The sequence below is a fragment of the Acetobacter sp. UBA5411 genome (assembly GCF_002409645.1).
Classification (GTDB): Bacteria; Pseudomonadota; Alphaproteobacteria; order Acetobacterales; family Acetobacteraceae; genus Acetobacter.
Map to the genome: position 1 here is coordinate 59,182 of NZ_DHNR01000006.1, position 21,303 is coordinate 80,484.

Consider the following 21,303-nt stretch of genomic DNA (forward strand, 5'->3'; position numbering starts at 1 on the left):
CTTGCTTCGGTGATCTCGTTGCAGGAACTGCTGGCCGTGACACAGATTCAGGTGGCGCGCACATTCGAGTTCACCGAGTATTATTCAGCAGCCCTCGTCTATTATCTGGCGATGGTGTTCTTCTTCCTTTTCCTGCAGAAGCGGATTGAACGTCGTTTCTCCTGGGCAGACCGCAACAAGGCGACCGGCCATGGTCAGTGACACCGCACCCAACCCGGATATCCGGATCTCCATTCGCAATCTCAGCAAGTTTTACGGTGAGTTTCTTGCACTTGACCGTCTGAGTCTCGATATCGACAAGGGCGAGAAGATTGTTGTTCTTGGCCCTTCAGGTTCTGGAAAATCGACTTTCATCCGATGCTTCAACCGCATTGAACCACATGACAGCGGAACGTTGATGATCGACGGACAGGTCATCGACAACAGAACCGACCTTGCTACCCTACGTGGTCGCGTGGGCATGGTTTTCCAGAACTATAATCTCTTTCCTCATCTGACTGTTCTCGATAACTGTACTCTCGCGCCCCGTCTGGTTCGAGGCACCCCACGGGAACAGGCGGAGGAAGACGCACGGCGTTATCTGGCACAGGTCGGTATTGGCGAGCAGGCGGGGAAATATCCAATCCAGCTTTCCGGTGGACAGCAGCAACGTGTCGCTATCGCCCGTGCGCTGAGCATGAACCCCGAGATTATTCTCTTTGATGAACCAACTGCTGCTCTCGATCCTGAGGCCATTTCCGGAGTTGTCACCATCATGGAGGATCTTGCTGCCCAGCAGATCACAACGATCTGCGTAACACATGAAATGGGTTTTGCCCGCCGCATTGCGGATCGGATCGTGTTTATGGACAAGGGCAGCATTCTCGAAGTTGCCCCTCCACAGGAGTTTTTCACCGCGCCACGCACAGAACGCGCCCGGGCATTTCTTGATCAGATGATCCAGTTCTGAATGAGCTACCAGACGTAGAACAGCAGTTCCGTGAGCTCCTCATGGAGCTTTGGTTATTGGAAACTCTTATGACTCCTCGCTCAAAAACCTAGCGTGACAGGCAGTCTATTGTCACACAGTGGGGTGATGGATACTAACCCTATTTTTTGGGTGACACGGAAATCTAGGTTCATGCCTCATTCTTTGAGATAGAAGATAAAACTTGCCGCGATATGGATCGCGGACATGAATGTATAAACGCAGCGGTCGTATCTGGTAGATATTCGGCACCGGCTCTTGCTGCTTTGCGAACATCTTTTCAATCAGATAACATTTTTTATACAAATGCCAGCTGTCAGGTGGCTTTGATTTCCGGTTCTTCTTTTGACGAATCCAGACCGTGGATATTACGTTCGGCGAGATATTGTCTGATTTTATTACTGTTGCATGCGCGGATTTTCCGGCATCTGGGTGCCCATCTCGACAATACATACATGATGATTGATAGCACGATTGTTCATACACACCAACTCAGCGCGGGAGGCCTCAAAAATGGGGCACGGATCAGGCCATCGAGCGATCCCGTGGCGGACTGACCACGAAGATCCACGCCATTGTCGATGCTGAAGGAAAGGCTGTATCGCTTTCCCTGACGCCCGGATAAAGGATCGACATCACTGAAGCAGAGTCACTGCTCGATGAAGTCGATCCTGAGGTTTTCATCGCCTACAAGGCTTATGATGCCGATCCGTTCATTGAAAACTCGAAGAGTGGCAGAGCACACCGGTTATTCCTTCAAGAAGAAACTGACGAAATCCCCGCAAAATCCCGTTCTCTCCTTATAAACAAAGAAACATCATTGAATGGCTCTTCCCCAAACTGAAGGGTTCAGAGGCATTGCAACACGCCACAACGAGATGACATTAACCTTCCTCACAGCAGTCCAACTCGTCGCTGCTATTATCGGGATTAACTGATGACACGCCCTAACACTTTAATATCCTGATATGGTTTCTGAGAACAAAACTGATCAAGGCGTCTAATTCTTTTTTGCCATGGCCGTTCAATAAAATAATATGAAAGACATGAGACAACAAGCAACATGATAAGAACTATCATTGGCCTCAATATAGTATGATGACCTTTCCATACATCTCCAATCACAAACAGGAATGATCGGTGCCAGAGATAGATAGCATATGACCAAACGCCAAGATAATAAATAGGAGTCCATGACATAACACGAGACAAGTAATTTCTTTCGTTTGTTAATGTAATGATACATGCAGAAAACAGAAACACGGAAATGACATCCATTCCAACAACAAAAAGAGAGGCGAATGTTACAGATTGAATTATTAAAGACATTACCTTTGAACGAAAAAATCCAAACTCCAAGAAAGATATTCTATAGCAGATTATACCAAGGAGGAATTCCGAGAAACAACGAATCAAAGGAAGACCACTGTGTGGATCAAATATATCAAGTGGCCCTTTTCGTTGTATCCCACTATTCTCTCCAAGTTTAATTATTAATACAATAAAAAAAAGCGATATAAATGGAATAACCTTATGCATTTTCAATGCTGGAAAAAAAATAAACGGGAAAATAAAGTACACAGCCCATTCTACACTGACAGACCATGAGGCACCGTTGATTGACTCTCCAATCCCCCATGTCTGAATCATCATGAAATTTGCTAACCATACAACAAATGGAAATGATTTTCCCTCGGTAAAATACGTAAGAATTCCAGTTACGATTAAGGTGACAATATAAAGAGGCCATAAACGACCAATGCGCCTGATCATCAGACTAAGATAGTCTGATACTCCCCATCGTTTTTCAAAAAGATGCCCATATGACATAGACATCACTAATCCACTCAGAATAAAGAAAAGATCTACAGCCAAATATCCATGAAGCAACAGTGTTCCCATATAGCCGGAAACGCGATGGTTTCCAGACAACCATGTATGATATGCAACAATCCAACATGCGGCTATTCCACGGATTCCCGTGAGAGACTTAATCTCTTTTTTGTTATTCATCTTGCTTTACTCTTATCAGGAATCATTTTATCACAAAACAAGATAATCGAAATTTAGTATGAATTCTATTCTGCAAATCCTATAAATTACGAATATTTATTTCTCTTATTCATTATAAAATAAACTGTATATTTTCATTATAGACAATGAGCCCTTCATGAGAATTTATTTAAAATTCATCACTTAATCAGAAAATAAGACAACATCAGATTTCTCATATAATTCAACTTCGGAACATAGATCATCGAAATCTCAGGCTTCATTCTTTGAGATGGAAGATAAAGGTTGCTGCGATATGGATTGCAGACATGAAGGTGTGAGCGCAGCGGTCGTATCAGGTCGCAACACGTCGCCAGTCTTTCAGCTTTGCGAATATGTTTTCGATGAGGTGGCGCTTTTTATACAGATGCCAGTTGTAAAGCCGCTTTGATTTCCGGTTCTTTCTGGGCGGAATACAGGCTGTGATATTGCGTTCTGCAAGCGATAATCTGATCCTGTTGCTGTCATAGCCTCTGTCCCCAATGACTTCTTCTGCCTCGTCGGGGAGATTTGCCAGCAGAATATCGGCCCCTTTGAAGTCACTGACCTGATGTCAGATGCAGGCGGACAGGCCGACCCTGACCATCGCATACGGCATGCAACTTTGAGTTCTGGCCGCCTTTTGTTCGTCCGATATGACGAGGAAAGCCCCTTTTTGAGCAAGGACGCCGACGTTCTGTGCGCTTTCAGATGTGTCGCATCAATCATCAGACGCTTCGAACGGCCAGCCTTCTCCGTCAGGGCAATAAAGATCCTGTCAAAGACACCGAGCCGGCTCCAGCGGATAAACCGGTTATATAAAGTCTTGTGCGGACCATACGCTTTCGGAGCATCTTTCCACTGAAAGACAGTTGCAGATCACGTAAACAATCCCGCTCAGAACACGCTTCATCCACGCGTAGCACTCCGTGTGACAAAAGAAAAAACGGCTCAATCCGCTTCATCTGGTTCTTAGGCAGCAAAAACACGTCACTCACAGCCTCACCTCCATCGGCAAACCTCTGAATCACCACGTCTCGCTCAGTTCAATTAACCAATAGGTCCTGACCTAGAACGTATCCTCAGTTAGCGCGCGGTGCTCATAAAAAAGGGAGGCAGGTCAGGCCATCGGCCAGTCCAGTGGCGGAGTGACCACGAAAATCCATGCGATCATCGATGCTGCAGGAAAGGAGGTCGCCCTGTCCCTAACGCCCGGACAGAAAGCGGGCATTAGGTAAACCGTTCCTTTTTCTGAATAAAGTCGATCCAAAAGCCTTTATCACTGACAAGGCGTATGACGCTGATCCGCTCATCGCATTGCTCAATGTAAGGCAGATTACAGTGGACATCCCTTCACGGAAAGTCAGCTTTTCACTCTACAAAAAGAAACGAAATCGAACGACTCTTCAACAGACTGAACAGTTCAGAGACATCGCAACGCGTTACGACACGCTGAAATAAATATTCCTCGCAACAGTCCAACTGCCTCCACTATCACCGGAATTAACTGACAACACGCCTCAGGGTATTGTCGCCTGTGATCTTCCTCTTCTGGAAAACAGCATTGTGCAGGAGTTCACTTCCAGTCGAAAACCTAAAACAGATGGTGTCGTTCTGTTACAGGAAACATAAGAAAATCCTATCGATCCGCTTTTGTACAGTATGGGAATCGGCAACACTCGCACAACTCTGCCTGCAACAGGATGCCTGTTATCTTCCGCTTTGCTTCCGTCTCTCCAATTCTGATTTTCTTCTGAATGCAAACGCACAGGAAGAACGAAAACAGGCGTTTCTGAAAACAAAAAGAGCTGGCGTATAAAACACTCACTCCGTTGCCTTTTCAGTCAAATTCCTCATCTCCCGTCCCGTGCGACAGACCGGAAAGTTTCCGTGAAATGGTTCCGCACAAGGAAGCAGACTCTAAAATGTTTTGACAACGTATCATTCCACATGACATCATAACATCCACACATCAGCTCTTAACATGTCTATCAATGACGGTGGATAAAGTGAGCGGATGACTGAACCAGCGATGACACCCGGATGACCAAGGACGGTCTCTGTGCCTGACAAGGGCGCATCTGTTTTCCTGCAGCAGATGCTGGACGTTATGACGTGGACAAAGGATTTCTCAAGGCTGGAAACCCGCGCACCCTTCTCGCGGCATTCCTCTATTTCGACGTGTCATTCATGGTCTGGGTTCTGCTTGGACCGCTGGGGATCTCCATCTCCCATGACCTGCACCTTAATGCAGGTCAGAAAGGGCTGCTGGTAGCCACCCCGGTTCTGGCAGGTGCGCTGCTGCGTGTGCTGGCCGGTGCGCTGGTTGACGTGTTCGGACCACGCCGTGTCGCCATTGGCGCGCAGGTTTTCGTGATTGCCGGACTGTTCCTCACATGGCTGATCGCGCCGCACAGTTATGTCGCCCTCTTCGGCGTGGCGCTGGTGTTGGGCGTAGCGGGAGCTTCCTTTGCCGTCGCGCTGCCCCTCGCCTCCGCGTGGTATCCACCGCAGTATCAGGGCACTGCACTCGGCATCGCTGGAGCCGGAAATTCGGGAACGGCCCTTGCTTCTCTCTTCGCTCCGGGTCTCGCAGCACTTTATGGCTGGGTGAATGTGCTGGGGCTGGCTACCCTGCCCCTGCTCGCCGTGCTGATCGCCTTTCTGTTCCTCGCCAGCGAACCGCCCAACCGCCGTGCAGCCGGAGGTTTCAAAACCTGGCTCCCCGTTCTCCGCAGCGGCGACTGCTGGGCCCTGATGTTCTTCTACGGCGTGACCTTCGGCGGGTTCGTCGGACTGGCCTCATTCCTCACCATCTATTTCAATGATCAGTATGGCCTATCTCCTGCTGTTGCAGGAACCTGCACGGCTTTTGTGGTGTTCGTCGGTTCTTTCGTACGGCCTCTGGGAGGCGCAATCGCTGACCGCATTGGCGGCGAGCGCACGCTGACCATTCTGTATGGACTGGCCGCCGTCATCTTTGCAGTGATCGGGTTCGGATTGCCGACCATCTGGCTAGCCTTTCCCGCTTTCTTTCTCGGCATGCTGGTGCTGGGACTGGGAAACGGCGCGGTGTTCCAGCTTGTGCCAACCCGCTTTCCAATGCAGGTCGGTATTCTCACCGGTCTTGTGGGCATGAGCGGCGGTGTCGGCGGGTTCTACCTTGCGTCATCACTCGGTGCCGCACGACAGGCGACCGGTTCTTACGGCCCCGGCTTTCTGGGGTTTGCGATCATAGCGCTGCTGGGACTGGCCTGCGTCAGCCTCTGCCGCAGACGCTGGAAAACCGAACGGAACGTGTTTCCTTCCGCCGCCAACGCCTCGGCGTCTCTGTAACCGTCCTCTTCTCTCCCATCAGCAGGAACGCGCACAGTGACTCCTCGCACGCTTCTCTCACGTCCGTTTCGCTTCAGCGCAGGACCAGCCGCCCTGCTCGCCGGTCTGTGCATGACGCAGACCGCATGGGCCGACACTCTTCCCACCAATCATAATCTTCCTTCTTCCCAACAGGGAAAAGCACCGCCTGCTCCGAAAAAACTCCCTCAGCACAGTCCTGACTGGGGCGTTTTCAACACTGGCAAGGGCGCAGCCGCGGGTTTCGGAACCGTGGGCGGTTTCGGTCAGGCGCGCTGGGCGGAAGACTGGAGCGATATCGTCAACACACCGCCTGAAAAACGGAAAAATGACTGGTTCAACCGTCTGAAATACATTCGCCTGACGGACAAGGGCGATATCTGGCTGTCCATCAATGGAGAGGAGCGGTTGCGTTATATCTTCGAGAATCAGCCGATGATGGGGGCCGCAGGCAAAACCAATGCCAGCCGTGTGCTTCTGCGCAATATGTACGGCGCCGATCTGCATATCGGTGAACATATCCGCGCCTATGCCGAATTCCTGTGGGGTGTAGGCGGCGGCTCCAACTATTATGGCTATCAGACCGGCTACCAGCGTGAACGTCTTGATCTCCAGCAGGGTATTCTCGAAGTAAAGGGAAACCTGCTCGGCGCGAAGATGGGTGTGATGGGTGGGCGGCAGGTGTTTCTTGACGCCCCCGTTTCCATGCAGTCCGCCCGCGATCTGACCAACGTACAGCAGACATGGGACGGCTTTCGTGGCTATGCCGTTTGGAAATCCTTCCGGCTGGACATCTTTGATTTCATGCAGACGAACAAGCTGCCACAGAACGTCTTTGCGGACGGCACAAACTATAACGCTCGGATGTACGGGATCTACACATCGACGGCGCTCCTGCCGCTTTGCCGACCATGACCGGCACACAGGCCGGATCGACCCGTCGTGACAATGCGGGCGCACGGTTCTGGGGCAATGTCGGTCCCTTCGACATCAGCCTGACCGGTGTATTTCAGGGCGGTGAATTCCGTCCCGCCGCCAATCAGGGCGCAACACGTCCCGTCCGGGCGTATGCCGTCAACGGCTCATTCGGCTGGACGGCAAAAAGCCTGAAAGCGAAACCTTCCATAGCTCTTCAGGCAGATCTGTTTTCCGGCGGTTCCTATCACAGCAAGGACGGCGCGGTTGGCACATTCGCCACCCCCTATTTCCCGCTGCCTTACTATAACGATGTGACACTCGCCCTCACCTCCCAGAACCTGATCGGGGTCGGACCTGTCGTCACCGCGGCACCCTTTGCGAACCTGCATCTCAAACTGCATGTGCCGGTCTTCTGGCGTGAAAGCACGCAGGACGCCGTCTATGGCACCGGAAAAATTTATAGCTATCGCAACAATCTTTCCGGCGGCTTCCTCGGCGTCACACCACAGACGCAGGTCGCATGGAACTTTGCGCCTCACTGGACATGGACCCATGACATCGCCGGGTTCCTCGCCTCACAGGGAATGCATCACGCGGGCGCCAGAGACGGAGCCTTCTACATGCAGACCATGGAATTCAAGTTCTGAGACCCGCACAGAGACAGTACACGACAGGAGACGCGACCATGACCAAGGCAGGCAACATCATCATCATCGGCAACGGCATGGTCGGTCATTACTGTGCCGAGCAGCTTGTGATGCACGGGCTGCACGAAACCCATGCGATCCACATCTTCGGCGATGAACTGCATGACGCCTATGACCGCGTGCATCTCACCGAGTATATGAGCGGCAGGGACGCACTGGCGCTCCGGCTTCACGTCGAGGATTTTCATGCTGCGCATGAACTTACCCTGCATCGTGGCGTGCGGATCACAGGCATCGATCGTGCGGCGCAGACCGTGGAAAGCGCTGAAGGATCTCTGCCCTACGACACCCTGATCCTCGCCACCGGCTCCACGCCTTTCGTGCCGCCGGTTCCCGGTAATACCGGCACGGCAGGACTGGTCTACCGCACACTGGATGACCTCGACATGATCCGCGCCGCCGCTGAAGGTGCCACACATGGCGTGGTGATCGGCGGAGGCCTTCTGGGACTGGAGGCGGCAAATGCCCTTGCTGGCCTTGGCCTTTCAACAGCCGTGGTCGAATTCGCGCCCCGTCTCATGCCGGTGCAGCTTGATGATGAGGGTGGAGCGGCCCTCAAACAGCGGATCGAGGCTCTTGGGATTGGGGTTCTGACCGCACACGCCACGCAGGAAATTGTGGCTGGTGAAACCCACCGACATCGTCTCGTCTTTGCAGATGGCACTTCTCTGGAAACCGATCTGGTGGTGTTTTCAGCCGGTATCCGCCCACAGGACCGATTGGCCCGTGACTGCGGTCTGGCCATAGGCGCACGTGGGGGCGTCGTCATTGATGACACATGCCGCACCTCCGATCCGGCCATTTTCGCCATTGGAGAATGTGCCTGCTGGAATGGACAGGTATTCGGTCTTGTTGCACCGGGCTACACCATGGCGCGTACCGTGGCTTCCACGCTGGCGGGTGAAGAAGCTGCCTTCTCCGGTGCGGACATGTCCACCAAGCTCAAGCTGCTGGGTGTGGATGTCGGCTCCATTGGTGACGCACATGGCGCGACACCGGGCAGTCGCAGCTATCGCTTCATCGGGGAAGTGGACGGCTCCTATCGTCGTCTTGTTCTTTCGGAAGATGGCAGTCAGGTGCTCGGGGCCGTTCTGGTGGGCGATAATGCCTATTACGACACGATCCTTCAGTATGTGCAGAACAGCATCAAGCCACCCGCAGATCCTGCGGCGCTGATCCTGCCGCGTGGCGAAGGCGTGGAACTGCTGGGGGCCGATGCGCTGCCGGATACGGCCATGATCTGCTCATGCCACAACGTCACCAAGGGCGCGATCTGCACCGCCATTGATGACGGCTGCGCAGACTTTTCCTCCCTGAAACAGTGCACCAAGGCCAGCACGGGCTGCGGCGGTTGCGCGGGCCTTCTCAAAAGCGTGTTCGAGACCGAACTGGAATCACGCGGCATCACCGTAGACCGCAGCCTGTGTGAGCACTTTTCCTATACACGACAGGAACTTTACTCTCTGGTCCGTGTTCACGACATCCAGACATTTGAAGATCTCATGGTGCAGTATGGCAATGGTGGAATCGGCTGCGATATCTGCAAGCCTGCCGTCGGTTCCATTTTGGCTTCCGCATGGAACAAGCCCATTACGGACCCACTCTACATTCCGCTTCAGGACACGAACGACACGTTCATGGCCAACATGCAGAAGAACGGCACCTACTCCGTCGTTCCCCGCATCGCAGGTGGCGAGATCACGCCTGAAAAGCTGATCGTTCTTGGTCAGGTCGCAAAGAAATACGACCTCTACACCAAGATCACCGGCGGACAGCGCATTGATCTTTTCGGCGCGCGGCTTGAGCAGTTGCCCGATATCTGGCTCGAACTGCTCGACGCCGGTTTCGAGACCGGCCACGCTTACGGAAAATCCACCCGAACAGTGAAATCCTGTGTCGGCAGCACATGGTGTCGCTATGGTGTGCAGGACAGTGTGAGCAAAGCGCTGGATCTGGAAAACCGCTACAAGGGCCTGCGTTCTCCTCACAAGCTCAAATTCGCCGTGTCCGGCTGTACTCGTGAATGTGCGGAAGCACAGAGCAAGGATGTGGGTGTGATCGCCACGGAAAACGGCTGGAACCTTTATGTCTGCGGCAATGGTGGCATGCGGCCCCGCCACGCGGAACTGTTCGCAACGGATCTGGATGCGGACACTCTCGTAAAATACATAGACCGTTTCCTGATGTTCTATATCCGCACAGCCGACAAGCTTCAGCGCACCTCCGTCTGGCGGGAGAACCTCGAAGGCGGGCTGGATTACCTCAAGGATGTCATCATCAACGACAGTCTTGGCATCTGCGAGGAACTGGAACGCCAGATGCAACTGGTCGTCGACCGCTATCATTGCGAATGGCGGGATGCCCTGACGGATCGTGAAAAGCTCAAGCGATTCCGCACATTCGTCAATGACAGCCGTCCCGACCCGAATATTCGCACAGTGCCGGAGCGTGACCAGATCCGTCCGGCTGACAATCTGCCGGAAACCGTTTCCTCGGCAGGTCCATCACATTGGACGGCCCTGTGCGGACAGGATGATCTCGTGGAAAACTCGGGCGTCGTCGCCTGGCATGACGGAAGCCAGATTGCACTGTTCTACATGCCCGCTACGGAAAACACTTCCGCCCGCGTTTATGCCATCGACAACCATGATCCATTTTCCAACGCCAATGTAATCGGTCGCGGCATCATGGGGGATCTGAAAGGACAGCTTGTGGTGGCCTCGCCTCTCTACAAGCAGCATTTCCGGCTGGAAGACGGACAATGTCTGGAAGACCCCACCGTCCGGCTGCGGACATGGGATGCCCGACTGGAGAACGGAAAGGTCGAGATCAGGGCAAAAGTCGAGACGAGCGCGCTGGATCTCGTAACGGCCTGATCCGATATGGCGAGAGAGGAAATCCGCACCGTCTGCCCCTATTGCGGGGTGGGGTGCGGGGTCATTCTGGAAGTCGAAAAGGACCGTATCGTCAAGGTGCGCGGTGACACCGCACACCCTGCGAATGGCGGCCGTCTCTGCACGAAAGGCAGCTCTTGCGACAAACCTCTCCTCTCCGACCAGCGACTGCATCAGGCTCTTGTCCGTTCCAGACGCGACGAAGCAGCCGTCCCGGCTTCCATGCAGCAGGCCATCGAGACCACGGCAAACCGCCTGCGGAGCATTCTCGACGAGCATGGTCCGGACGCCATCGCTTTCTATGTTTCGGGGCAGATGTCTCTGGAAGCACAGTATCTGATTAACAAGCTGGCCAAAGGGTTTGTCCGAAGCCAGCATATTGAGTCCAATTCCCGGCTCTGCATGGCCGCAGCAGGAACCGGCTACAAACTCTCGCTTGGAGCGGATGCGCCACCGGGCAGCTACGAGGATTTCGACTGCACCGACCTGTTCTTCGTCATCGGCGCGAACATGGCCGACTGTCACCCCATCCTGTTCCTGCGGCTGATGGATCGCAAACGAAGTGGCGCCAGACTGATCGTTGTTGATCCGCGCCGGACAGCTACGGCAGAAAAAGCCGATCTTTATCTTCCCATTCGTCCCGGCACCGACCTCGCCCTTCTCAATGGACTGCTCCATCTGCTCGTCAAAAACGACGCAATCGACAGGGATTTCATCGCACGCGCCACCACAGGATGGGACGCCATGGAGGCGTTTCTTGAGGATTACGCGCCTGAAACCGTAGCCGAGATTACAGGCCTACCTGCCGAAGACATTGTGACGGCGGCACGCTGGATTGCGGAAGCCGGTGAGTGGATGAGCCTGTGGACCATGGGGCTGAACCAGAGCATCACCGGCACATGGAACACCAACGCGGTGTGCAATCTTCACCTTGCTACCGGGGCCATCTGTCGGCCCGGTAGCGGTCCTTTCTCGCTCACCGGGCAACCCAACGCCATGGGCGGGCGTGAGATGGGCTATATGGGCCCCGGCCTGCCCGGCCAACGCAGCGCTCTGGTCGCCACGGATCGGAACTTTGTCGAAAAGCAATGGAACCTTTCTCCCGGAACCCTGCGTGATACAGGCGGTGACGGGGCCATCGCGATGTTCAGAGCCATGGAGCAAGGCGATATCAAGGCGTGCTGGGTCATCTGCACCAATCCCGTTGCGACGGTGGCCAACCGCAAGCATGTAGTTCGGGCTCTGGAAGCCGCAGACTGTGTCATCGTGCAGGACGCATTTGCAGACAGTGAGACCACCCGTTTTGCCGACATTCTGTTGCCTGCGACGCTGTGGGCGGAAAGCGACGGGGTGCAGGTCAATTCTGACCGCACCATGACGCTTGCGCGCCAAGCTGTACCGCCTCCGGGTGAGGCGCTGGCGGACTGGGACATCATTGCTCGCGTGGCCTGCGCCATGGGGTTCGAGCAGGATTTCACCTTCACATCCGCCGCCGACGTGTTTGCCGAAGCCAGTCGGTTCACCAATCCGAAAACAGGCTACGACATTGCGGGCGTCAGTCATGCCCGTCTGCGCGAAGGCCCCGTGCAATGGCCCGCTCCGGCTGGTGACACGCAACCCCGACATCCCATCCGCTATCTCCCGCCTGACAGTGACAGACCTGTCTTTGCGACAGCAGATGGCAAGGCAGTCTTTTTCGCCCGCCCCTGGATGCGGCCGGAAGAATGGCCGGACGACGAGTTTCCTTTCGTGCTGAACAGCGGTCGTCTCCAGCACCAGTGGCACACGCTCACCAAGACCGGGCGGGTGGAGAGTCTCAACCGCCTCAATCCGGGGCCGTTTGTGGAGATAGGGAGCGAGGACGCTGCCACGCTCGGGCTGGCGAAGGATGATTCTGTGCGCATCACCTCCCGGCGCGGACAGATCGTTCTTCCCGTGCAAATCTCGTCACGTGTGCGTTCCGGCACCTGCTTCGCTCCCTTTCACTGGAATGACAGGTTCGGAGAAAACATGACGGTCAATGCCGTCACGCCGGACGCCGTCGATCCCATCTCACTGCAACCCGGCTTCAAGGTCTGCGCCGTCGCCCTTGAGCGCGTGGAAAAACCGGCCCAGCCCGCTTCCGTGAAACCGGACAAGGAAGGATCTCACACCATGACCCTGCGGTCTCTTGTCACCCATTTCGGTCTGGATTCTTCGGCTTCTGCTCCCCTACCCACTCTGTCTGAAGAGGCGCGGACATGGTTGTCCGGTTTCCTTGAAGGGCTGAAAATCGCGCCGCCCGAACCGGGAGAACTGCCCTCCGTCCCTGCGTCCGCTCCCCTGCCACCACAGACGCGGACGCATCTCGGCGGGATTCTGGCCGGGCTGTACAGCCGGACACGACTGGAAGCGTCATCACAGGAAGACGCATCCCCAGCGTCTCCTCCCATCAGCGTGTGGTGGGCCTCCCAGACCGGGCGCGCAGAGGGACTGGCCGCGACCGTTGTGACATGGTTGCGCGAGACAGGACATCCGGCAGAGGCGAAGTGTCTTGACGGTTGGGATTGCGGCAAGCCCGTTTCCGGAAAAGTGCTTTTTGTGGTTTCCACTTTTGGCGATGGCGACCCGCCGGATTGCGCCGCGCCATTCTGGGATGCGTTGAGATCGCAGGAAGCTCCCTTGCCCGACCTGACCTATGCCATTCTGGCGCTGGGTGACTCATCCTATGCCAGTTTCTGTGGCTTCGGACGGGCGCTGGACGGACGACTGCGCGAACTCGGTGCAACATCGCTTCTGGAACGTGTGGAATGCGAGCCCGATTTTGAAGACACCGTTGAAGCATGGCGCGGCACCCTGCTGACAGCACTTAATGGGACGGTCACCCCGACCGCTCCCATTGTCGTCGAAGCTCCGCAGATCGTGGCTGGCACACGGGATGCGCCCGTCATGGCAAAACTGAGCATCAACGAACGGCTCTGCGCATCCGGCAGCGAACGGGACACGCGCCGTATCGGTCTTGATCTGAGCGGAACGGAGCTGATATGGGAAACGGGAGATGCGCTCGGCGTGTGGCCCTGCAATACAGAGGAAAATGTCGAACTCGTCCTGCGTGCCCTGAAACTTCCGGCAGACACTTCCATCGTTCTGAGAGGACAGGGGACGATCGGGTTGAGGGATGCTCTGTTACGTCATTTCGATCTGTCGCGGCCCAATCCGGCCATGCTGACAGCTCTCGGCGGACGGGAAACAGGTTTTCTACCCGAACTACTCAGGGAAGCGTCTCTTTCCGTCACAGCGCAGGACGTGCCCGCCCTGTTCCGGCGCATGCAGCCACGCCTTTACTCCATCGCCTCATCACCGCGAGCCACGGGCCGGGTGGTGGAACTGACTGTGGGCGTCAATTTCACGCCATGGCCGGGTGTATGCTCGAACTGGCTTGCCGGGCTGGAAGGGGACCATGAAGTGCCGGTCTTTACCCAGCCCACCACACATTTCAGACTGCCTCAGGATGACACAACGCCAGTGATCATGATCGGTCCCGGCACCGGAATCGCACCTTTTCGCGGCTTTCTTCAGGAGCGCGCCGCCCGCAAGGCTTCCGGGTGCAACTGGCTTTTCTTTGGCGAACGCAACGCTGAGGAAGGTTTTTACTATCGTTCCGAGCTGGAATCCTTCCAGACTGAAGGCGTTCTGACACGTCTGGACACGGCTTTTTCGCGCGATCAGCCCGAACGCATCTATGTGCAGGATCGTATGGAGGAGGCGGGTGCGGAATTGTGGAAATGGCTGAATGATGGAGCTTCTGTCTATGTCTGTGGAGATGCCAGTCGCATGGCGCGCGATGTTGATGCGGCTCTGAAGCGGATCGTGGCGCGGCATGGCGATTTGCCCAAAGGAGAGGCTGACTTGTTCGTGACGCAACTGACACGCGAGGGACGCTATCTGCGAGATGTCTACTGATGGGAGAAGGACGCCCTCCTCTGGTGGTTCTGGTCGCCGACGCCAATCCCAAACGGGGTTTCGCCCTGTCTGAAACCCTGCGTAGCGACAGTTCCCTTCGTGTTCTGACGGTTCCAGCGGAGATGGCCCTGATTGACGCCGTAAAGCTTCACGCTCCGGATGTCGTGCTGGTGGACATGGCGCGTGCCGACCGCGATGCGCTGGACAGTATCCGCGCCCTGTCCCAATCCGCGCAGGAACGCCCCATCGCGCTTTTTGTCGATGAGGACGACGCCGCCCTGATGGAAACGGCGTTCGATACTGGCATCTGTTCCTACAATGTGGTTGAGACCCCACCGCGTGACGTCAAGCCGCTGCTGCGGGCCGCCATCGCACTCTATTCCCGTTTCCGTCGGACACGCGAAGAGCTGAGCGAAGCCCAGCGCATCCTCGCCGAACGTAAACTCATCGATCAGGCCAAGAGGTTTTTCATGAAAAACGAAAAGGCAAACGAAGCCCAGGCGCATCGCTGGCTGCAACGTCGGGCCATGCAGACGTCCCGTCGCATTGCGGCCGTTGCGGAGGAGTATCTCGCCAGCCAGAAAAAGGATGACCTGTCATGAAGACGCCAATCCGCATCGGTGTATTGCAACTGGCGGACAGCGCGCCCGTCATCATGGCCCACCAGCAGGGACTGTTTGCCCGACATGGTCTGGAAACCGAGATCGTGGTCTCGCCTTCGTGGGCCAATATTGCCGACGGTCTTGCATGGAAAAAACTAGATGCAGCCGCAATCTTTTGTCCACTGGCAATGATGACGGCGCTGGGCAGACGTGGGCATGACGCCTTCCTGCGCCCTCTGACTACGATCAGCCGGGGTGGTAATACGATCATGTTGCGGGGCGTCAATCCGGTTGAGACGATCTGGCATGCCGGATCACACGGACGGCGCGCCTTTGATGTCTGGCGCTGCGGCATCGGACGACGTCCACGCATTGCCGTCGTGCATATCTATTCCACTCACCTTCTCATTCTCAGGCGATTCCTGAAAATGATTGATGTGGACATGGAAAACGATATCGAACTCGTGGTGATGCCGCCCGTCGATATGATCCATGCGCTCTCTGAAAAGAAGATCGACGGCGGATGTGTGGGGCCGCCATGGGGTGCGGAAGCGGAAAGGCTTGGCGTTGCTTTCCGGGTTGGCGGCTCGTCATCCGTTTTTCCGGATCATGTCGAGAAAATCATGGTGACTTCCGGGAAGCTTTCCCGTTCCGAAGAACAGATCGAAACGATGACACTCGCTTTGCAGGAAGCCATTACCTTTTGTCAGACGCCACAGTATCGACAGGACGTCATCGAAGCACTAGCCGCCTCTCTCGCGGAAGGGGGCCTTGCACTCCCGGCCGAAGCGACCCGTGCCGTGCTCCCGGAAGGATCGGCGGAAGAAGCAATCAACTTTATGTCCGGAGCACTTCAGGAACACGATATCGAATGGATCATCAACGATATGGCGTCGCTTGGATGGCTGGAGAATTCTGAACAGCAGACACTTATGCGCTGGAGTGTATCCGGCGCCATGACGTCAGCTCCTCCTGTTCCTCTCTGATTTTCAGGAAACGCCCTATAGAGGTTCACTCCCCATGCTGTTCAATTTCGAAATGGATTTTGCTAACTCGTTACGTTGTATCCCCATGATGGTCAGGATGAATCTTGACCTGTGCGGCGTAAAAGTAAGTCTCCGGCAATGGAGCCGTTTCACACAGGAAGATCGGAGTGCGCTTCTGAACCTGCCGATGGAAAACGCTGCTCAACGTGAGAAATATCAGACGTTTCTTGTCAATCTCATCAGACTACGGGCTGAAGAAGAACCCGTATTCCTGCCACCCGTTGCGGCTGCGGCATGGCAGGAAGCTGACAACGTGCCGCATAGCATCAGGCAGGCGGCTATCTCTCATGGAGTAGCAATACCAAGCCTGGATCAATGGAACCATCTTTCCACGTTGCAGCGCTTCGCCCTGATCAAACTCACCCGACCCGGACATGAAAATCAGAATTTTGTTCCTGCATTGCGCGAATTTTTTGATAATTAGAAATTTTTGATGCCTGTCGGTTTTGAAGACTTAAATTTCTATACTCATTAGAAAATGACTTTTTTGAATGGCACAGAGCAATGGGTTTTGCTTCATGATTGCTTAAAGTGAGTGTTTCCCGATTTTGAGAAAGAAATTGATGCACTCTATGGTTTAAGCGATGACCTATGCGACCGGACAAAAGAATGCCTTCCTGTCTGAAGGTCATGTCGAAGACATGGCTTTTGACAATCCTCTATCCGTTGATAGCTTTACTGTATCGCTACCATGTCGGCGCTCCGTGGCTTAATCTTCCTGACCGTTTCGGAGAATGGGAAATGTGTACGGACATTTACATCAATGAGATGAAAGCATTGTAAGTGAAAGGATTTTCATTATCTGACTACAAGTCATGCCAACGGATATATCGTGATCGAAAAGCCTTATTATCCGGGTGCATCAACATAACGGTGTCTCTTGCGTGGATGATTCGAGGGTTCTGACCGGGATCGTTTGCACCCTCCATGACAGTGACAGCGGAAAGATATTCAGAGAACCTGTTTTCCAGACAATAACTTATATAATTATTTTGTCAGATAATATCTTTGACCGACTTTTCATTACCCCGACAGAACAGGTCGATCATTCAAAGCACCTGATGGTTAATGCAACACATCTCAAAGCATACAGAACGATAGCAGCTTAGAGATTTCAAAGACGCAGACATGCTTTTGCACCCTCTTCTCGGTGACACAAAAAAATTATCAGTATCCAAAAATATGAAAAAACCGGATCTGGAAAAAAGCAATATTGCAGCCTGTATTCTACAAAAAAATTGGCAATCAAAACTATCGCAAAATGAGTCTCTTTATAAATAGAAACATCTTATCGAAAAGGATCAGGTTTGGATCGTATCAATACGAGATCAATATCACCTCGATATAGTCTACTGCCCAGCAGAAAATGAGCCATTCATGAAGCAATAGGGATTTGTATCGTAAACCCATTTCAGGAAACACATTGCCTACATATGTCGTTGAAAGCCCAACAGATCCGTATCGGGAAATTCATTATCTGCTGCCTTACCGAGCACGTTTTCGCTGATCAGACATTTAGGAAGAGACTGTTCATCAGAATGATTGATATCAGGAACGCAGAATAAAAATAGCCTGGTCACTCAAGCCGTTACACATTTAAATACATTTCTCGACGGTTGACAGAACCATCAAGAACACCTCGCTTGAACAAGAACCCTGCTATACCGCTGTGTCACATGGCATGCTCACATGTGTGGATACAGTGACACCCCACTGCCCAGGATTCATATGCAGTATTTGCGCCTTCTTCTAAAAGATGTCTGGTATTTGACACGCCCCTATTTCGTGTCCGAGGATAGGAAATGGGCTTGGGGCCTTCTGGTGGCGGTATTAGCCCTCACCTTCTCTGTGGTCGGGATGGATCTGCTTCAGTCCTTCTCGCGCAATGTATATTACACAGCGCTGCAGCAGCGTGACGCCACTACCTTCCTGCGCGGACTGTTCTGGTATGTGCATAACGAGGACGGGTATGTGCCCGGCTTCTTCATCATCACCATTCCGGCCATCCTGTTCAATGTCTACGCAACATACCTCCAGCAGATGCTGGGGCTGCGCTGGCGCCGATGGCTGACCGCCCGCATGACGCGACAGTGGATGGACAATCAGACCTATTTCCGGATCGCCATCACCACATCGGGTCTTGAGACCGGGGCTGACAACCCCGACCAGCGCATACAGGAAGACCTGAACAGGTTTGTGACCGATACTCTCACGCAGTTTATCGACCTGCTTTCCAATATCGTGACGCTGTTCAGCTATGTCAGCCTTTTGTGGGTGTTGTCCGGTCCTTTGGAAATATGGGGCATTTCCATACCGGGATACTTCTTCTGGGCGGCGCTGATCTATTCCGTGATAGCGACATGGGTGACGCATCTGGCTGGCCACAAGCTGGCGGGGCTGCAATTTTTCCAGCAGCGCGTCGAAGCTGATTTTCGCTACAGTCTGGTCCATGTGCGCAACAACACGGAAGGGATTGCGCTTTACCGGGGCGAAGCGGAGGAAAAGGCCGGTCTGGATCGCTCCTTTTCCGCCATTTACACCAATTTCCTGTCCATCATGAACCGCACCAAATGGCTGGGCCTGCTGACGACAGGACTGGACGTGGTGTCGGGCAACTTTGCGCTACTCGTGGGATCGATCCGCTACTTCGCGGGCAAGATGAGTTTCGGCACGCTCATGCAGCTTGTTCTGGCGTTCTCACGTGTGCAGGGCGCGATGTCATGGCTGTCCAACTCCTACGGCGCGCTAACCATCTGGCATGCGGAAGTAGCGCGTCTTGCGACTTTCCAGCGCGTCATGGACCGGGCACAGGCCATGCGCAGCGGCATCACTTTCGTCCCCGCTAGCGCCGAGGCCGATATGCAGGTCAGCGGACTGGAGGTGTTCCGTCCTGATGGCTCGGCGTTACTGAAAGATGTGAACTTTGCGCTACCGCATGGACAGATGACGGTGGTGACAAGCCCATCAGGCACCGGCAAGTCCACTCTGTTTCGTGTGCTGGCAGGGATCTGGCCGTTTGCCACGGGCACGATCACTCGCCCCGATACATCGATCATGTTTGTGCCCCAGCGACCCTACATGCCCACCGGCACCCTGCATCGGGCCGTAACCTATCCCGGAAGCTCGGATATCTGTTCGGTGGAACAGGTGAGCGAGGTGCTGGAACAGGTCGGATTGGGAGCATTGGTGCCGCGTCTTGGCAACGAGGAGCATTGGGGTCAGATCCTCTCGCCGGGCGAACTCCAGCGTCTGGCTTTTGCCCGTATCCTGCTTGTGCGACCGGACTGGGTGTTTCTGGATGAATCGACTTCAAACCTCGACGGTGCGTCTGAAGCCGCTCTTTATGCCCTGCTGGCGCAGACCTGCCCGGATATGACTGTAGTCTCCATTACGCACCGTCAGTCCGTTGCGAGACTGCACGCCAACATCATCGACCTGACGCCCTTTGCCGTAGCGCGTGAGGATATCCTCAGTGCGGACGCATCGCCTGAACCATGAGTTCGGTATTGTGCCGCATCATGGTGATATAATCGGGTGCAGGACCACCGGCGGGGGAAAGGGCTTCAGCGTATAGCTCCCCTCCAGGCCGTGCGCCGGTGGCATGCGCTACCTGCTGGACCAGACGCGGGTCGGTGGCGTTTTCGAGGAAATAGGTGGTCGTGCCGCTTTGCTGGATCTGTCCGATCAGCTTTGCCACAGCGCCAGCCGAAGCCTCGGTTTCCGTCGAGAGGCCCTGTGGAGCCATGAACGTGACACCATAGGCGCGACCGTAATAGCCGAATGTCTCATGACTGGTCAGCACACGCCGTCGCTCGACCGGGATGGTAGCGATCTGGGTGCGGATGTCATGATCCAGTGTGCGGAGCTGCGCAATATAGGCGTCTGCCGAGATCCGGATATCATCGGCGTCAGCCGGGTCTACAGCAATCAAAGCGTCACGGATGTTGGTCGCCCAGATGATCACGTTGGGCACGCTGTTCCAGACATGAGGATCGATCTGCGACTGCTGGCCATTTTTGTCCGAATAGATGTCGATCCCGTTTGAAACGATTACCGGAGTGCCCTGATAGCCCGCCGCATGGGCAAGGCGTCCAAACCAGCTTTCCAGTCCTTCACCACTCATGAACACCACATCTGCCTGCCGCAGTTGGCGGGCGTCAGCGGGAGAAGGTTCGAATTCATGCGGATCGCCATCAGGCGGCACCAGAGAAGTCACCGAGACATGAGTGCCGCCAACATGGGCCACGACATCCGCCAGCACGGTAAAACTGGCCACGGCATGCACCACATGCGGTGCGGCGGCGTGCGCCGGGGCAAAGGCAAAAATCCCCCAAAGGCCAAGCAGGCAGGTCAGGCGACGCATGATCAGTTGCTCCTTGACGGAGACGATGCGCCTCTCGTTCTGATACCGGCTGGCGAGGCCAGAAGAGAAACGACATAGGCCGTGCTGCATGTCAGGATGATGCACGGCCCGGCCGCCAGCTGGAAATAATAGGAAACCACCAGCCCTATGTAGCCAGCCGCCATGCCGACACAGGCCGAAAGGGCCATCATGGGCAGGAGGCGACGGGTCCAGAGCCGGGCTGTGGCGGCGGGGACCATCATCATGCCAACCGACATGAGCGTGCCCAACGCCTCGAAGCCCGCCACGAGATTGATGACGACAAGGAACAGGAACACCATGTGGTAGACCGCGCCCTTGGTGCCGGTCATGCGCAAGAAACCGGGGTCCACGCATTCCATCACCAATGGCCGCCAGATGACGGACAGGAGGCCTATGCTCAGCGTGGTAATGCCGCCCATGAGGTACAGCGCAGGTGCGTCAATGGCCAGAATGGTGCC

General features: G+C 54.7%; 11 protein-coding genes and 3 pseudogenes. 10 read left to right on the forward strand and 4 right to left on the reverse strand.

Annotation, left to right across the window (positions count from 1 at the left end; all coding sequences use genetic code 11):
* Both B3759_RS02600 and B3759_RS02605 read left to right on the forward strand, forming a co-directional pair.
* Nucleotides 1-201, forward strand: a pseudogene (locus B3759_RS02600) (transporter); the annotation flags it as partial.
* Nucleotides 191-949, forward strand: a complete 759-nt coding sequence (locus B3759_RS02605; protein WP_291363352.1) for an amino acid ABC transporter ATP-binding protein — start codon at nt 191-193, stop codon at nt 947-949. The pseudogene B3759_RS02600 and the gene B3759_RS02605, both read left to right, overlap by 11 nt.
* A gap of 948 nt (nt 950-1,897) precedes the next feature.
* Here B3759_RS02605 and B3759_RS02610 read toward each other — a convergent pair.
* Nucleotides 1,898-2,980, reverse strand: coding sequence for an acyltransferase family protein (locus tag B3759_RS02610; protein WP_291363354.1), 1,083 nt, complete (start codon nt 2,978-2,980; stop codon nt 1,898-1,900).
* A gap of 259 nt (nt 2,981-3,239) precedes the next feature.
* Nucleotides 3,240-3,996: pseudogene (locus B3759_RS02615) on the reverse strand (IS5 family transposase).
* 1,117 nt (nt 3,997-5,113) lie between these two features.
* On the opposite strand from B3759_RS02615, the gene B3759_RS02625 reads away from it, so the two are divergent.
* From B3759_RS02625 to B3759_RS02660, 8 genes and pseudogenes are all read left to right on the forward strand, one after another.
* Nucleotides 5,114-6,334, forward strand: a complete 1,221-nt coding sequence (locus tag B3759_RS02625) for a nitrate/nitrite transporter (RefSeq protein WP_291363356.1) — start codon at nt 5,114-5,116, stop codon at nt 6,332-6,334.
* 36 nt (nt 6,335-6,370) lie between these two features.
* Nucleotides 6,371-7,917, forward strand: a pseudogene (locus tag B3759_RS02630) (alginate export family protein).
* Between the two features lie 38 nt (nt 7,918-7,955).
* Entirely contained in the window at nt 7,956-10,853 is a 2,898-nt protein-coding gene (gene nirB / locus B3759_RS02635; protein WP_291363358.1) for a nitrite reductase large subunit NirB, read from the forward strand.
* A 6-nt stretch (nt 10,854-10,859) separates the two neighbouring features.
* Entirely contained in the window at nt 10,860-14,813 is a 3,954-nt protein-coding gene (locus B3759_RS02640) for a bifunctional nitrate reductase/sulfite reductase flavoprotein subunit alpha (protein WP_291363359.1), read from the forward strand.
* On the forward strand, nt 14,813-15,415 hold the full coding sequence (locus B3759_RS02645; RefSeq protein WP_291363361.1) for an ANTAR domain-containing response regulator: 603 nt from the start codon (nt 14,813-14,815) through the stop codon (nt 15,413-15,415). Before B3759_RS02640 ends, B3759_RS02645 begins: the two co-directional genes overlap by 1 nt.
* Nucleotides 15,412-16,401: an ABC transporter substrate-binding protein gene (locus B3759_RS02650; RefSeq protein WP_291363363.1), complete on the forward strand. Its 990-nt coding sequence runs from the start codon at nt 15,412-15,414 to the stop codon at nt 16,399-16,401. The genes B3759_RS02645 and B3759_RS02650 overlap by 4 nt, the downstream gene beginning before the upstream one ends.
* Before the next feature lie 34 nt (nt 16,402-16,435).
* Entirely contained in the window at nt 16,436-16,885 is a 450-nt protein-coding gene (locus B3759_RS02655) for a nitrate reductase associated protein (RefSeq protein ID WP_291363365.1), read from the forward strand.
* A gap of 1,304 nt (nt 16,886-18,189) precedes the next feature.
* Nucleotides 18,190-19,959, forward strand: coding sequence for an ABC transporter ATP-binding protein/permease (locus tag B3759_RS02660; RefSeq protein WP_291363367.1), 1,770 nt, complete (start codon nt 18,190-18,192; stop codon nt 19,957-19,959).
* Here B3759_RS02660 and B3759_RS02665 read toward each other — a convergent pair.
* Nucleotides 19,931-20,824, reverse strand: a complete 894-nt coding sequence (locus B3759_RS02665) for a metal ABC transporter solute-binding protein, Zn/Mn family (protein WP_291363370.1) — start codon at nt 20,822-20,824, stop codon at nt 19,931-19,933. The two genes, B3759_RS02660 and B3759_RS02665, sit on opposite strands and share 29 nt — an antisense overlap.
* Before the next feature lie 2 nt (nt 20,825-20,826).
* On the reverse strand, nt 20,827-21,303 hold a 477-nt coding region (locus B3759_RS02670; protein ID WP_291363372.1), incomplete at its 5' end, for a metal ABC transporter permease.

What these genes read in the sequence shown, in the direction of transcription:
- B3759_RS02655 (WP_291363365.1), top strand. Translation starts at nt 16,436, where the DNA reads ATGCTGTTCAATTTCGAAATGGATTTTGCTAACTCGTTACGTTGTATC.
- nirB (WP_291363358.1), top strand. Translation starts at nt 7,956, where the DNA reads ATGACCAAGGCAGGCAACATCATCATCATCGGCAACGGCATGGTCGGT.
- B3759_RS02660 (WP_291363367.1), top strand. Translation starts at nt 18,190, where the DNA reads ATGCAGTATTTGCGCCTTCTTCTAAAAGATGTCTGGTATTTGACACGC.
- B3759_RS02665 (WP_291363370.1), bottom strand. Translation starts at nt 20,824, where the DNA reads ATGCGTCGCCTGACCTGCCTGCTTGGCCTTTGGGGGATTTTTGCCTTT.
- B3759_RS02640 (WP_291363359.1), top strand. Translation starts at nt 10,860, where the DNA reads ATGGCGAGAGAGGAAATCCGCACCGTCTGCCCCTATTGCGGGGTGGGG.
- B3759_RS02605 (WP_291363352.1), top strand. Translation starts at nt 191, where the DNA reads ATGGTCAGTGACACCGCACCCAACCCGGATATCCGGATCTCCATTCGC.
- B3759_RS02650 (WP_291363363.1), top strand. Translation starts at nt 15,412, where the DNA reads ATGAAGACGCCAATCCGCATCGGTGTATTGCAACTGGCGGACAGCGCG.
- B3759_RS02645 (WP_291363361.1), top strand. Translation starts at nt 14,813, where the DNA reads ATGGGAGAAGGACGCCCTCCTCTGGTGGTTCTGGTCGCCGACGCCAAT.
- B3759_RS02610 (WP_291363354.1), bottom strand. Translation starts at nt 2,980, where the DNA reads ATGAATAACAAAAAAGAGATTAAGTCTCTCACGGGAATCCGTGGAATA.